The sequence below is a fragment of the Enterococcus sp. PF1-24 genome (assembly GCF_029893325.1).
In the GTDB taxonomy this organism is placed as follows: Bacteria; Bacillota; Bacilli; order Lactobacillales; family Enterococcaceae; genus HY326.
In genome coordinates, this window is the sequence record NZ_JARXWL010000027.1 from 1 (window position 1) to 14,050 (window position 14,050).

The window sequence follows — 14,050 nt, forward strand, 5'->3', positions numbered from 1 at the left end:
GGTTCTAATAACATTGTAATAGATATTGTTGAAAATTACATTAAATTTTGGAATAACAAACGAATCTTAACGAAATTAGGTCACCTTTCACCAGTGGATTACCGGAAAAAGATGACCAAAATGAGATGCTCTTTTTAAATTGTGTCAAAAAGTAGTTGCATTCCCAAAAGGATTAAAGCTTCTTTTACAATTCAAATTATTATTTGCGATAGCGTTCAACGCCATCAAGATAAGTTGCTGCCAATTCCATATCTGGCTCTAAAACGATGAAGTCTGCTGCGCGACCGTTAGCGATCATGCCGCATTTATCATCAATTTTACAACTAATTGCCGGAACCAAACTCGCCATCATAATCGCTTCTTCTGGCTTAGCAATTCCCCAATCAACCACATTTTTAATGGCTTCTTTTAATTTCAAAATACTACCAGCTAAATTACCTGACTCTAAACGTGCAGTTCCTTCAGCAACTGTTACTGGAAACTCACCTAACATATAGTTACCATCAGGCATACCGCCAGCCATCATACAGTCAGTAATTAAAGCCACATGGTCATGACCGACTTTTTCCATTAAAATTTCTGCAGCATTAGGATGAACATGATGACCATCACAAATTAATTCAGAAAAAACATGTTGTAAAGACATTAAAGCTCCAACCATCCCTGGTTCCCGATGATTTAAGCCCCGCATGCCATTAAAAGCATGAACGAAAACACTAGCGCCAGCTTCTACCGCTGTCTGCGCTTCAGCTAAGGTTGCATCGCTATGGCCTAAAGAAACAACTACACCTTCGGCAGTTACTGCTTCAACAAATTCTTTAACTCCATCACGTTCTGGTGCTAAAGCAATTTTTTTGATTAAACCGCCAGAAGCTTCTTGCCATTCATGGAAAGTTGTTAAATCTGGATCACCAAAATAACTTGGATTTTGAGCTCCTTTATGTTCTTCAGTGAAGAAAGGTCCTTCAAAGTAAATCCCTTGAATTTTTGCTCCAGGTACTTCTTGATAAACTTCACCAATTGTTTGCGCTACATCTTTTAAACGCTCTTTGCTAGAAGTTAATGTTGTTGGTAAGAAAGAAGTTACGCCACAAGCTAACAAGCCTTCTGACATGACTTTTAAACCTTCCGCATCATTATCCATCACATCATGATTTTTATAACCATGAATATGAGTATCTACTAAACCAGGCGCAATCCATTTGCCAGTTTCATCTATAATTTTGCCATCAGCAACAGGTACTTCTTGATAAAAATCACCAAAAACGCCATCAGTAATTTCTAAATAGCCAGTTCCTTTAACTCCAGAATTCAAAAAAAACTTGTCCGCAAAAATGAATGTTCTCATTTCAGTCATCCTCTCAAATGTTAATCTAACTTTGATACAGTTCTTACAGTATAAATTACTCCTAAACTGAAAAATAGTCAAGAAAGGTCTACACCATTTTGGGAATTATTTAATTTCGTCAATTGTACAAACACTCATGGCTAAGCGCCGATAAAGCTGCGCTTGCTCCAGCTGTGATTGTTGTTCATAGATTTCACTTTTTAATAAAAAGAGCTCTTCTAAGCAATAATAACTTTTGTGATGACGAATAAAAGTGATTCCTTCATCAACATATTTTAAAGCTTCTTCCAAACGCTCGGTTTCCTTTAAAAATTTAGCTAAATTACCAAATATTTTCACAAATTCGTTGGAAACATGATTTAAACATAAACGTTTGAAAAGGAAGATACTTTTCACTAAGTAACGTTCCCCTAAATCAAACTGCTTTAATGCAGCATAACAATAGCCTAAACTACTAAACAATAAAACCTCTTCTTCAGTTGGAAAAAGATGATCGCCATCTTTGGTAATCGCTAAGCCTTTTTCTAATAAAGTCAAAGCTCCTTGATAATCTTGCCGTAAATAAATCCCGCAATTCGCTAAATAGTAATAATACATTTGAATTTCTCGCTCTAGTGAAAAACGTTTCAATACGCCGCAAGATTTTAAAGTTTCCTCTAATTCTTGATATTTTTTTTGGCGGTAAAGCTCTTTAAATTTTTCAAAGGTATTTTTTAGCTTATTGATTTGCTCAGGTTCATAATGAAGCAGATAGTCAACTGAGATCCCTAAGCGTTGACATAACTGTTGCATCACAACTACGTTAGGAATTTCGTTTTCTCCCTCAATGCGGCTCAAAACACTTTGAGAACAAATATTCTCGCAAAGCATTTTTTGCGTCATTCCTTGTCGTTTTCTTAATTCTTTTAAAATTTTCCCATAGGAATCCATTTTTTCCCCTCACAACCACTACTTATAATTACAAGACATTATATTCATGATACTTGTCCCAGTGAATTGAAGTCAAGCAGAAAAATATTTTTTTCAATAGATTACTCATTTCTCTTTGAAACAAACAAAAAAGCCCGTTGCAAAATCAACTGCAAACGGGCAACATTCGGGTTATTTTTGACGATAAGTGCTTAAAAACTCTTGCATTTTACTCATCGTTAATTTCAAATCTTCCATTTTAGGTAAATAAACAATCCGGAAATGATCGGGTGCTTGCCAATTAAAGCCGCCACCATGCACTAATAAGACATGATGTTCATGTAAGAAATCTAAAACAAATTTTTCATCATCGAAAATGTTAAATTTCTTCGTATCTAATTTAGGGAAGATATAAAAAGCCGCTTTTGGTTTCACTGCTGAAACACCGGGAATTTGATTGATTGCGTTATAAATATATTCTCGTTGCTCATAAATCCGGCCACCTGGTAACAAGAGTTCATCAACGCTTTGATAGCCACCTAATGCCGTTTGAATAATTTGTTGCGATAACACATTAGAGCATAGGCGCATAGAAGACAACATATTCAAACCTTCAATGTAACCTTTAACTTTTGATTTATCCCCGCTTAAAACCATCCAGCCGACACGGAACCCAGCTACCCGATGAGATTTAGATAAACCATTTAACGTCACCACAAAGCGATCAGGGGCTAAGGTAGCAATCGGAATATGTTTAAAGCCACCCATCACTAAACGATCATAAATTTCATCAGAAAAAATAATTAAATCATTTTCCCGTGCCACTTCAACGATAGCTTCTAACACGGCTTTCGGATAAACCGCCCCAGTTGGATTATTAGGATTAATCACAACAATCGCTTTTGTGTTGCTAGTGACTTTTTTCTTAATATCATCAATATCAGGAAACCACTCTGCTTCTTCATCACAAACATAATGAACCGGCGTTCCGCCAGCTAAAGAAACTGAAGCCGTCCATAAAGGATAATCTGGCATAGGAATTAAAACTTCATCGCCATTATTTAATAAACCTTGCATACAAATAGAAATCAATTCACTAACACCATTACCAGTATAAATATCATCAATGCCTACATTAGGAAAGTTTTGTAATTGACAGTATTGTTGAATGGCTTTACGAGCAGAAAAAATACCTTTTGAATCAGAATAACCTTCTGAATCGCGAACATTCATAATTAAATCACGTACAATCTCATTAGGTGCTTCAAAGCCAAATGGGGCGGGATTGCCAGTGTTTAATTTTAAAATGCTAATGCCTGCTTCTTGCATACGTTCCGCTTCTTCTAAAACCGGTCCCCGTACGTCGTAACTAACCCCTTCAAGTTTTGTTGATTTTTCAAAGTTTTTCATCATAAGATCCCCCATTTTTTCAAAAAAAGACTTTTATTTTATTGGCTTAGCTTATAAGGTACGCCATTTTTTTATAAAAATCAATAAAAAATAATTGCTGAAATAAATTTTTGTTTTTTCTTTAAAAGTCTCCCAAAAATAGTTAAAAAAATGCAGAAAAGCAACCTTTCAAAAGCGCTCTCCTGCATTTAACTATCGGTTTAACTATTTAAGCTAAAACTTTCTTTGGCAATTCAGTTACTGAACTACGTTTTTCGTAATAAATTTCGTCAAAGAACAAAGCTTCACTAGCCGTATAATACGGTGTTGTATAAAAACTAGCCAGTCCGCAACTATAAACAGTTGCTAATTGCCAGAAAAAGAATGAACATTGAAAAGCAATATATTCAACATGATGTCCCTTCATCAACTGTTTACTTAAAGCAATCGCTTGATTACTATCTAAATCAGCTTCTCTATTCATTAAATAGTTAGTCATACTGTAACCGGCTTGCTTCCAAATTCCCGGAAAGACGAAAAGTAGACTCCACAGAAAAGTATATAAATTTATTTGAAAATTAGCTAAGGCGACTTGTTTTAAACGGCTACGCAAGGCTTGCCAAACTTCTTTAATTTTTAAATTTTCTCCGTCAATCACAGCAATTCCCGCCCAAACTAATAACGGATGATAAATCATTTGATAAATTAAAACAATCATAAGTAATAAAAAGCTAGCTAGCGTTACTAAACCATCATTCGTTGTTTTTCTATTTACTTCATTGCGGTTAACAAAGCGTGCACTCGCACTTTGCTGACTATTAACTGATAGCAACTGAACTTGCTGATTTTTTTCAGAAAGTTTTGGCATATAATTGACGGGCGCAGCTTCTTTTTTATAGATTTGGGCATCATCCCAAGCTTCATAATAACTATAATCATAAGCATCTATCACGCCAGTTACAAACTCATCAGAATTTAAAAATTCTTCCGGTCTGTCTTCAAGATCAGCGATAATTTCTTTTTTGCTCTTTTGATATTCCCCATCACCGACGTTTTTCAAACCATCTTGCCAGCCTTCTAAATAGCCGGCTTGCCCACCTAACGCATAACCGTAGTTATAAGCGGGGGTGTAATAGTCATAATAATCGTAGTCATAATCATAATCGTAATAATAGTCATCTTCTGCTTCTTGATATCCGTCTTCGTAGCCAACATCATAACCATCATCATAGCCGTCTTCATAAGCTTCATCTTCTTGCTCTTTAGTAAGCCTTGTTACGGTTTGATTGCTTGTAGAAGTCGTTACATTTTGTCCTGATAAGGGCTTTATTATTATAAAAAAGCTCAATATACCAAGCAAACAAGGAATAATTACTAATGGTACCCATTGATCATATTTGCCTTTAAGTAATCGTTGTGCCGATTCTTTAATTTCTTTTCTCAACATATTATTTTTCGCTCCTAATTATCATTTACTAAAAGATAATTGAAAAATTTGGCTGCCCCTAGTTACTTTAGCCAAATAAAACTCCAACTATTTTTCTTGCATATATTTTTCTAAACGTTCCATAGCGTCTTCTAATTGTGCCATGGAAGCTGCATAACTTAAGCGCACATAACCTTCTGCCCCAAAAGCAACCCCTGGAATAATTGCCAAACCAACTTTTTCTGCTAAATCTAAACAAAAAGCCATAGAATCAGTAGTCATTTCATTGGGAATTTTAGCAAAAATATAAAAGGCACCATTTGGTCGGGCAATTTCAAAACCTAAAGCGGTCATTTTTTTATAAACAAAATCCCGTCGTTCAATATAAGCCGTCTTCATTACGACTGCGTCATTAATCCCTGCAATTAAAGCTTCAACCGCTGCTTTTTGTGAAATAGTAGAAGCTGCTGTAACTAAATATTGATGAACTTTAATAATTTCAGCTGCAATCTCTTGGGGTGCCATGATGAAACCAATGCGCCAACCTGTCATAGCGTGAGATTTTGACAAACCATTAATTAAAATCGTTTGTTCCCGCAAATATTCCGCAATTGACACATGGGTGCCATCATAAGTTAATTCACTATAAATTTCATCACTAATCACAAAAATATCATATTTTTTCAAAACTTCTGCTACGGCTTGAACTTCTGCTCGCGTATAAGTAACCCCCGTTGGATTACTTGGATAATTTAAAATTATCGCCTTAACAGCTTCACCATGCTCCGCCATTGCCGTTTCAATCATGGCAGGCGTTAAAACAAAATTATTCGCTGTCGTGTCAATATAAACAGGCTCCGCCTTCGCTAACGTAATCACCGGTTCATAACCAGGATAAATCGGACTTGGCAATAAAACTTTATCGCCAGGATTTAAAACCGTTAAAAGACTAGCCGAAATTGCTTCGGTTGCTCCCACCGTAACTAAAATTTCTGTTTTAGGGCAATACTCAATTTGATATTTACTTTTGAAAAAGGCACTGGCTGCTTCCCGAACATCCAATAAGCCAGCCATTCCCGAATAATGACTATAATTTTCATGAATAGCCGTTTTCCCCATTTCTTTCACATGCTCAGGGGTATTAAAATCTGGCTCTCCTAAAGTTAACTTCAAAACATTGGGAATCCCTGAAACTTGTTCATCAAATTGACGAATCAAAGAAACTTGAATTTTCCCCACTTGTTGATTAAAACGCTCGCTTAAACGACTCATACTCAGTCACTCCTTTAGTAAACATACTTTTAAATTTTAACCTTCATTTATTGCAATCGTATTTTGTTAGTTTTATCCTATCACAGTTAGCTATTTTTGAAAATCACTGACAGCAAAAAAGATTAGCAACCGCCCTTAAGTCCAGTTGCTAATCTTCTGATTAATTATTTAGTTATTTCATTGATGATTAAGCTTCTAATAAATAAACCCGCTTAATAATCATTTTTTCATAAAGCGCAGATTGCGAGTCTTGTTCCCCAACCACTTCAGCAATAAAACGTTCCCCAGCTCTTTTCATCTGTGAGTAATAAACAATTTTTCCGGTTTTTTGCAATTCATACATCATCTCTTGAATGCCATTGCGTTCATCTTGCTTAGCCATAAAACCAATTTTTGCCATTTTTTCATCTAAAGAAAAAGCCGAAATAGTCGTATCTGCTACAAAGGTTGCTTTCAATTTTTCTTGCAATTCAGCAAATAAATCTTCTGATGATTGGGCCTGCATATCAGCTACTTTGGTAAGCTCTTGTTCTTGCTGCTTTTGCAAATCTTCAAGTAATTGTTCATATAAAGCTTGCGTCAACATAACGCCCGCAACTTTTTCTCTATTAAAAACATAGACACCAGTCCCTGCTTGACGTGCCTGTTCAAAAACATCCATTGGTGATTTTTTAACTTCAGTGATTGAAGTTGTTGGAACTTCCAACTTCTTCAGAACCATTAATTCCACTCCTTGCTCTTTTTAACGTATTTACCCAGCTCAATTAATTGCTGATTGATTAATGCCTTTCACATTATAACATACCCCTTGAAAAACTCGAAAGTTTTTATTGTCTGACTGAAACTTTTAAAAGTTTTTCTATTTGGGGAATCCATTCAATCGAAGGAATCTCTTCAGGTAGTAAAAAGATTTTAGTTTGACTATTGCATTGAGCCGCCAATTTACGCCGACCAATGGTTATGACATTCCCCTTAGGGATTTCTGAAGCTTTATAAAAAAACTTTAGATGATATTGCTTGCCAAAAAAGTGTTTTAGCAAATGAGTGGCGGTATTTTGAATTTCTTTACTAAAGGCACCATCAATAAATATATAGACGGGTCTTTCTAGAGTAACTAAATTCAAAAATTGATTAGCAACTTGTAAAGTAGCTGCCAGTAAACGTTCACTGCTAAAAGCTGCAAAAACTTGGATTTGTTGTAAATCAGCTACTACAGCTTGCAATTTCTTTCTAACTTTTAATAAGCTAACTAAGCTAGTTTTTATTTTAGTTAATTCTTCTGGAAAAATAATTGGCATTGCATAGAGTTTCATAGTTTCGATTAACAAACTTTTTTCCAAATAGTTTTTAGGTATTTTAGCAAGGTCGGGAAAATTTTTATAAAGACTAAAAAGCCATTCGTTAATGAAACTCGGCGTCGGTAATTCAGTAAAATTATAATAAATTTGATTAGTATCAGCTAACCGCTCTAAAATATAGGCGTAAAAAGACTCCCGCACACGGTATAACTTGCCATGACTATAATTATAAAAATCACGATTATTACTGATTAACTGTAAAAGTTCTTTCGGAATATCAAGGCTTCCGCCACAAGCTGTGCGAAACTGAATCAGCTGTTTCACTTGCTGAGTATACCCTACAGTTTCAGCAACGGTATTTTGTGGTAATTTTTTAGAATTAAAAAAAGCCGGAAATTCCTCCATAAATAATAAGAGTAACTGGCGGATGCGAAATTCGTCCCCTACAAAAACTAATTGTTTGGGTTTCAAATAGATATTATAAATTAATAACAACCGATTAATCCGCTCCACTTTACGATAATAAGTTTTATGAGCCAACGTTAGCGGTTGATTTTTAAAAACACTGGCAATGATTACTAATAAATCCGATTCTGTATAAATTTTTTCAATCGCCCTTTCTGCCAAAAGATAGTTCTCAGTTTTATAACTATTTTTTCCCGTTAATAGTATTAAACTAGGAAACTCCTCTTGTAAAAAGCGCAATCGCCGTTGAACTGTTTTAGGATCAATCGCTAGTTTTTTAGCCAACTCCCTTGTAGTAACCTCATCATTTTTGATTAACTCCTTGATAATAATTAACAACTGTTCTTCTGCATGACTTAATAAACTCCCCCAAAATATATCAATCACCCCGTAACTAGATAAAAATAATAAGTAACAAAACCTTCCTTTTTATTATACTGTAAAACTAAGGGGGATTACTTGAAGAAAGGCGCTTTTCTCTTTCAACTTTTTATCATAAATTTGCCTTTTTTGATAATTTATTAACAAATGACTAGAGTAATCATTCTCTTTGAAAAGTATTTCCCTTTTAAAAACAAATAAATTCTCTAAAATCAAACAGTCATAGTCTGATTTCAGAGAATTTATTTTTAGTCTTATAATTTTTTGCGATTTAAACTTAAAGAATTTAACAAAACACTAACTGAACTAAATGCCATCGCAGCTCCTGCAATAATTGGATTTAAAATACCAAAGACTGCAAAAGGAATCCCAATCGAGTTATAGATAAAAGCCCAGAATAAGTTTTGTTTAATCTTATTCAAAGTTAACTGAGATAAACGCAACATTTTTGATAAATAAAGCAAATCGCCATTCATAATCGTTACATCAGCCGTTTCCATCGCAATATCGGTGCCCGTTCCCATGGCAATACCGATATCTGCTAAAGCTAAAGCTGGCGCATCATTAATGCCATCGCCTACCATCGCAATGGTTTCGCCAGCTGTTTTCAGCTTAGCAACTTGCGAAGCTTTATCTTCTGGTAAAACTTCTGCCAAAATATGTTTGGGCTGTAAACCGACTTGCTCACCAATATAATTAGCGGCCGCTTGATTATCCCCCGTCAACATATAAACCGTAATCCCTTTACTTTGCAACTCTTGAATCGCTGTTTTGGAAGAAGCTTTCACTTGATCAGAAACCGCGATTAGAGCAATCGCTTGCTTACTATCTGCTAAAAACATCGCGGTTTTCCCTTGTGATTGCAAGGTTTGATATTCAGTCAAATAATTAGCAACGGAAATATTGTTGGCGACTAAAAGCGCCTCAGCTCCAATCAAATAAGTTTCCCCAGCAACTTTACCAGTTACTCCTCTACCAACAATCGCTGCAAAATCAGCAACTTCAATGGTTTCAGTGACTGCTTGCTGTTGACCATAAGCCACAATTGCTTTGGCTAAGGGATGCTCTGATTGTTTTTCCAATGCCATAAAAATTGCTAAGGCACTTTCATCACCGAAATAATCAGTGACAACGGGCTTGCCTTCTGTGATTGTGCCAGTTTTATCTAAAATAATACTGCTAATATGAGCGGCACCTTCTAAGGCTTGACCGCCTTTAATCAAAATTCCTTGTTTAGCACCTAAACCAGTCCCCACCATAATCGCTGTTGGCGTCGCTAAGCCTAACGCACAAGGACAAGCGATAACCAGTACCGAAACACAATGAATCAGGGCGGTTTCCCAATCTTTAGTGATTAAACCGGTGGCAATCAAAGTCACTAAAGCAATCCCTAAAACAGTAGGTACAAAAATCGCTGAAATTTTATCTGCAATTTGTTGAATCGGCGCTTTACTGCCTTGGGCTTCTTCTACCATACGAATAATTTGCGCTAAAACACTGCCTTCACCAATTTTTGTCGCTTCAATCGTTAAACTACCATTGGTATTAATCGTACCGCCAAAAACAGCGTCCTTGATTTGTTTTTCAACCGGTAAACTTTCGCCGGTTAACATACTTTCATCAACAGCTGATTGGCCTTTAATCACTTGACCATCTACCGGAATTTGTTCTCCAGGCCGCACTAAAATCGCTTCACCTACGGCTACTTCATTAATCGGAACTGAAATTTCCTGCCCATCGCGTAAAACAGTAGCAACTTTCGCTTGCAAAGCCATCAATTGTTTAATCGCGTTACTAGTTTTATTTTTAGCCGCTTGCTCTAAATACTTACCTAATAAGATTAAAGTAATAATCATGGCACTACTTTCAAAATATAAAGAATCGTGATTATCACTAAAAAAACCATTATAAATACTTAGTAAATAAGCCGCGCTGGTCCCCATCGCCACCAAAACATCCATATTTGGTGCTTTAGTTTTAATGGCATGAAAAGCACCTTTATAATAGCGGGCGCCAATCCAAAATTGCACTGGTGTCGCTAAAACAAATTGCGTGATAGGTTTGTGAAAGAACATCACCCACTCAGCATGGCTACCTAACAACATCGCAATCATGGCAATCATCAAAGGTGCCGTTAGCAAGCCACTTATGATTAAATCACGTTTCATTTTAGCTACATAAGCTTGTTTTTCAGCGGCGATTTGTTTTTTATGCGCTTCATCGTATAAAATCGCTCCGTAACCAATATTTTCAACTAAATGAATAATTTTTTCATTATTTAAAGTTTCATCAAATTGCACTGTGGCTTTTTCCGTTGCCAAATTGACGGTGGCTTGTTGAACGCCGGGTGTCGCTTTTAATTCTTTTTCCACACGGGCAGAACAGTTGGCACAAGTCATCCCCGTAATGACAAAAGTTTCAACATTATTAGTGGCCATTTTACATTACCTCGGCGGTAAATCCTGTTTCAGTAATTTTTTCAGCAATTTGCTGTGGAGTTACTTGTGATTCATCAAATTTAACCACGCCGTTTTCCTTTTTCAAATTGATTTTTACTTTTTGAATTCCTGCTAAACTTTTAATACCCTCTTCAACACGAGCTACGCAATGTTGGCAGCTCATGCCTTTAATTGAAAATGTTTGTTTCATCTTAATCACACGCTTTCTATTTTTATTTTATTCTTGGTGGTGGGAACATTGACATTGCCCGGGGATACAGTTGCAAGTAATTTCACTAACCGGCTGTTTTCCCTCTACTTTTTGTTTAATTAAGTTTAGGTCGGTTGCGGTTAAATCCGCTTGCTCCACTAATTCAGCAATAGTCTGACCAATTTGTTTTGCACAAATATGAGAAAATAAGCTTTCTGTGGCACTTTTTACAGTATCCTTTTCAGAAACTAACGGACGATAAATGAAGCGTTTGCCCGCTTGTTCGGTAGCTAAAACATCTTTTTTAACTAAGCGACCTAATAAAGTTTTCACAGTGGCGGGTTTCCACTCTTTCGAATCGGATAAAATGCCAACAATTTGTTGCGCAGTCGCTTCTTGCAACGTCCAAATCACTCGCATAATTTCCCACTCTGAATCACTAATTTTCAACGGCTCTTTAACTTCAGCCATAAGCTCCCCACCTTTCTAATTAAAAAATTGCGACTACAAATGTAATCATTCAACAAGTATAGTTTACAACTGTAATCAGTTGTTGTCAAGAAAAAAAGCGCAACAAGCTGATTAGCTTCCCAGTGAAGCTAGCTTAAGAAAAAAACAGCAGAATTTTCTGCTGTTTTCTTCATTCCTATTTATTCTTTAATCTTCAAAGCGCGCATCGCATTTAAAACTGCTAAGACCGTTACGCCGACATCGGCTAAAACTGCGGCTTTCATTGAAGCTAAACCAATCGCACCTAGTATTAAAACAAAGACTTTTATGCCGATTGAAAAGATAATATTTTGTCTAACAATGCTTAGGGTTTTGCGAGCAACTTTAATTGCTTTAACAATTAAAGAAGGTCGGTCGTTCATAATCACTACATCAGCGGCTTCAATCGCCGCATCGCTACCTAAGCCCCCCATCGCAATGCCGATATCTGCTCTGGCTAAAACGGGGGCATCATTCATACCATCTCCCACAAAGGCTGTTTTTTCAGCGGTTGCCATGATTTTTTCTAAATGCTCTACTTTATCAGCTGGTAGTAATTCAGCATGCACTTCAGAGACACCAACTTTTTCAGCAATCGCTTCTGCAATTTGTTGATTATCTCCTGTTAACATCACCGTTTTCTTCACACCAACTGTTTTTAAAGCTTGCATGGTAGCAACAGCATCGGCTTTCAACTCGTCAGCAATCACCAAATGCCCTGCAAACTTTTGATTGATTGCTAAATAAATAATTGTGCCGATTTCATTAACTAGTGGTGCTTTAATGTTTAGTTTTTCCATTAATTTGTAATTACCAACCGCTACTTGAGTGCCGTCAATTTCAGCAGTAATCCCAAAACCAGCAATTTCTTGTAAATTTACCACAGGTGCTAGCGTTCCTTGATAAGCATCCATAATTGACCGGGCAATTGGGTGGCTGGAAACTTGTTCGGCACTAGCTGCCAAATGTAGAAATTCTGTTTGCGTCAAACTTTCATCTGCCAAAACAATTTGTTGTACTTCAAAAACGCCTTTCGTTAACGTTCCTGTTTTATCAAAAACCACCGTATCCACATGAGCTAACAACTCTAAATAGTTACTGCCTTTGATTAACACCCCTAATTTACTAGCGCCACCGATGCCACCAAAGAAAGTTAACGGCACCGAAACCACTAAAGCACAGGGACAACTAATCATCAAGAAAGTTAACGCCCGATAAATCCATTCTTGCCAATCTTGTTGAAAGAACAAGGGTGGAATAATCGCTAATAAAGCCGCTAAGCCCACAACCGTTGGCGTATAAATTCGTGAAAATTTAGTAATAAAGTTTTCAGAAGGAGCTTTTTTACTACTGGCATTTTCCACAAGGTCTAAAATGCGACTTACTGTAGAGTTTTCAGCAGTTGTTAAGACTTTAACTGTTAATAAACCATCTTTATTAATAGTGCCACTTAATATTTCTGAATTTACAACTACTTTTTGCGGAATAGATTCACCGGTTAAAGCAGAAGTATCTAATAAACCTTGGCCACTCACTACAACGCCATCTAACGGTACTCTTTCCCCAGGTTTCACTAAAATTAAATCATTCACCGCCACGGCTTCAGGTGAAACTTGTTGCTCTTTGCCATCAACTAACAAATTAGCATATTCCGGGCGAATCGCTAACAAACTACTAATTGATTTTCGTGATTGACCGACAGCGTATCCTTGGAAAAATTCACCAATTTGATAAAACAGCATAACCGCTACCGCTTCAAAATATTCTCCTAACAACATGGCGCCAATCGTGGCAATCGTCATTAAGAAACTTTCATCAAAAATTTCCCCGTGGAATATATTGGTAAAAGCTTTTTTCAGAACATCGCCACCAATAAATAGATAAACCGCTACATAAAGCACCAAATGTACCATCGGATTTAATTTAACTAAAAATAGCAAAAGCAATACAGCAACGGTTGCAAAAATTCTGATTAACATTGATTTATTTTGACTGTCATCATGAACATGTTGATGGCCGGCTTCTTCTTGCGGATGCTCGTGATTATGTTCATGATGATGACCCTCGCAAGCTTCATGATTATGTTGATGACTGGAAGCGACACTTGCTTGCTTCCCTTTTCGCCAATCTAAAACTTCAACATCTGGTTCTAAATCACGAATAACTTTTTTCGCTTTAGTTTCAACTGCCGCCATTTCTTCAGCGTTTTGACAAGCAATAATCATTTTCGTCTGTAAAAAATCAACATTTACTTGCTTAACCCCTTCAATCTTGCTAACAGCTTTTTCTATTTTTAAAGCACAATTGCCGCAGTCCAAACCTTTTAGCTGATAAACTTTTTCCATCTCTATCCCTCCAGTTTCCGTTAGCTTTTATTATTATTCTTTAATAGAAATAAAGTTAATTTATATATGAACTTATTTT

General features: G+C 36.3%; 12 protein-coding genes. 1 reads left to right on the plus strand and 11 read right to left on the minus strand.

Features of this window, described 5'->3' with window-relative positions:
* On the plus strand, positions 1 to 138 hold a 138-nt coding region (locus M2139_RS11245; protein ID WP_280738991.1), incomplete at its 5' end, for an IS3 family transposase.
* 61 nt (positions 139 to 199) lie between these two features.
* On the opposite strand, the gene nagA is transcribed toward M2139_RS11245, so the two are convergent.
* The 11 genes from nagA to M2139_RS11300 form a co-directional block, all read right to left on the minus strand.
* Positions 200 to 1,348, minus strand: a complete 1,149-nt coding sequence (nagA, locus tag M2139_RS11250; RefSeq protein ID WP_280738989.1) for an N-acetylglucosamine-6-phosphate deacetylase — start codon at positions 1,346 to 1,348, stop codon at positions 200 to 202.
* A 105-nt stretch (positions 1,349 to 1,453) separates the two neighbouring features.
* A complete protein-coding gene (locus M2139_RS11255) occupies positions 1,454 to 2,278 on the minus strand; it encodes a helix-turn-helix transcriptional regulator (RefSeq protein ID WP_280738988.1) in 825 nt (274 codons plus the stop codon).
* A 171-nt stretch (positions 2,279 to 2,449) separates the two neighbouring features.
* On the minus strand, positions 2,450 to 3,667 hold the full coding sequence (locus M2139_RS11260) for a pyridoxal phosphate-dependent aminotransferase (protein WP_280738990.1): 1,218 nt from the start codon (positions 3,665 to 3,667) through the stop codon (positions 2,450 to 2,452).
* 208 nt (positions 3,668 to 3,875) lie between these two features.
* Positions 3,876 to 5,093: a DUF975 family protein gene (locus M2139_RS11265; RefSeq protein ID WP_280738987.1), complete on the minus strand. Its 1,218-nt coding sequence runs from the start codon at positions 5,091 to 5,093 to the stop codon at positions 3,876 to 3,878.
* Between the two features lie 87 nt (positions 5,094 to 5,180).
* Positions 5,181 to 6,344, minus strand: a complete 1,164-nt coding sequence (locus M2139_RS11270) for a pyridoxal phosphate-dependent aminotransferase (protein ID WP_280738986.1) — start codon at positions 6,342 to 6,344, stop codon at positions 5,181 to 5,183.
* Positions 6,345 to 6,531: 187 nt separating this feature from the next.
* On the minus strand, positions 6,532 to 7,065 hold the full coding sequence (locus M2139_RS11275) for a type II toxin-antitoxin system Phd/YefM family antitoxin (RefSeq protein WP_280738985.1): 534 nt from the start codon (positions 7,063 to 7,065) through the stop codon (positions 6,532 to 6,534).
* A gap of 106 nt (positions 7,066 to 7,171) precedes the next feature.
* Complete coding sequence (locus M2139_RS11280; protein ID WP_280738984.1) at positions 7,172 to 8,494, minus strand: helix-turn-helix domain-containing protein; 1,323 nt, start codon at positions 8,492 to 8,494, stop codon at positions 7,172 to 7,174.
* 248 nt (positions 8,495 to 8,742) lie between these two features.
* Positions 8,743 to 10,926 carry a heavy metal translocating P-type ATPase gene (locus M2139_RS11285; RefSeq protein WP_280738981.1) on the minus strand — a complete coding sequence of 728 codons (2,184 nt, stop codon included), beginning with the start codon at positions 10,924 to 10,926 and terminating at the stop codon, positions 8,743 to 8,745.
* 1 nt (position 10,927) lies between these two features.
* Entirely contained in the window at positions 10,928 to 11,137 is a 210-nt protein-coding gene (copZ, locus tag M2139_RS11290) for a copper chaperone CopZ (protein ID WP_280738980.1), read from the minus strand.
* 27 nt (positions 11,138 to 11,164) lie between these two features.
* Positions 11,165 to 11,608, minus strand: a complete 444-nt coding sequence (locus M2139_RS11295) for a CopY/TcrY family copper transport repressor (protein WP_280738979.1) — start codon at positions 11,606 to 11,608, stop codon at positions 11,165 to 11,167.
* A 179-nt stretch (positions 11,609 to 11,787) separates the two neighbouring features.
* A complete protein-coding gene (locus tag M2139_RS11300; protein ID WP_280738978.1) occupies positions 11,788 to 13,971 on the minus strand; it encodes a heavy metal translocating P-type ATPase in 2,184 nt (727 codons plus the stop codon).
* Positions 13,972 to 14,050 lie beyond the last annotated feature (79 nt).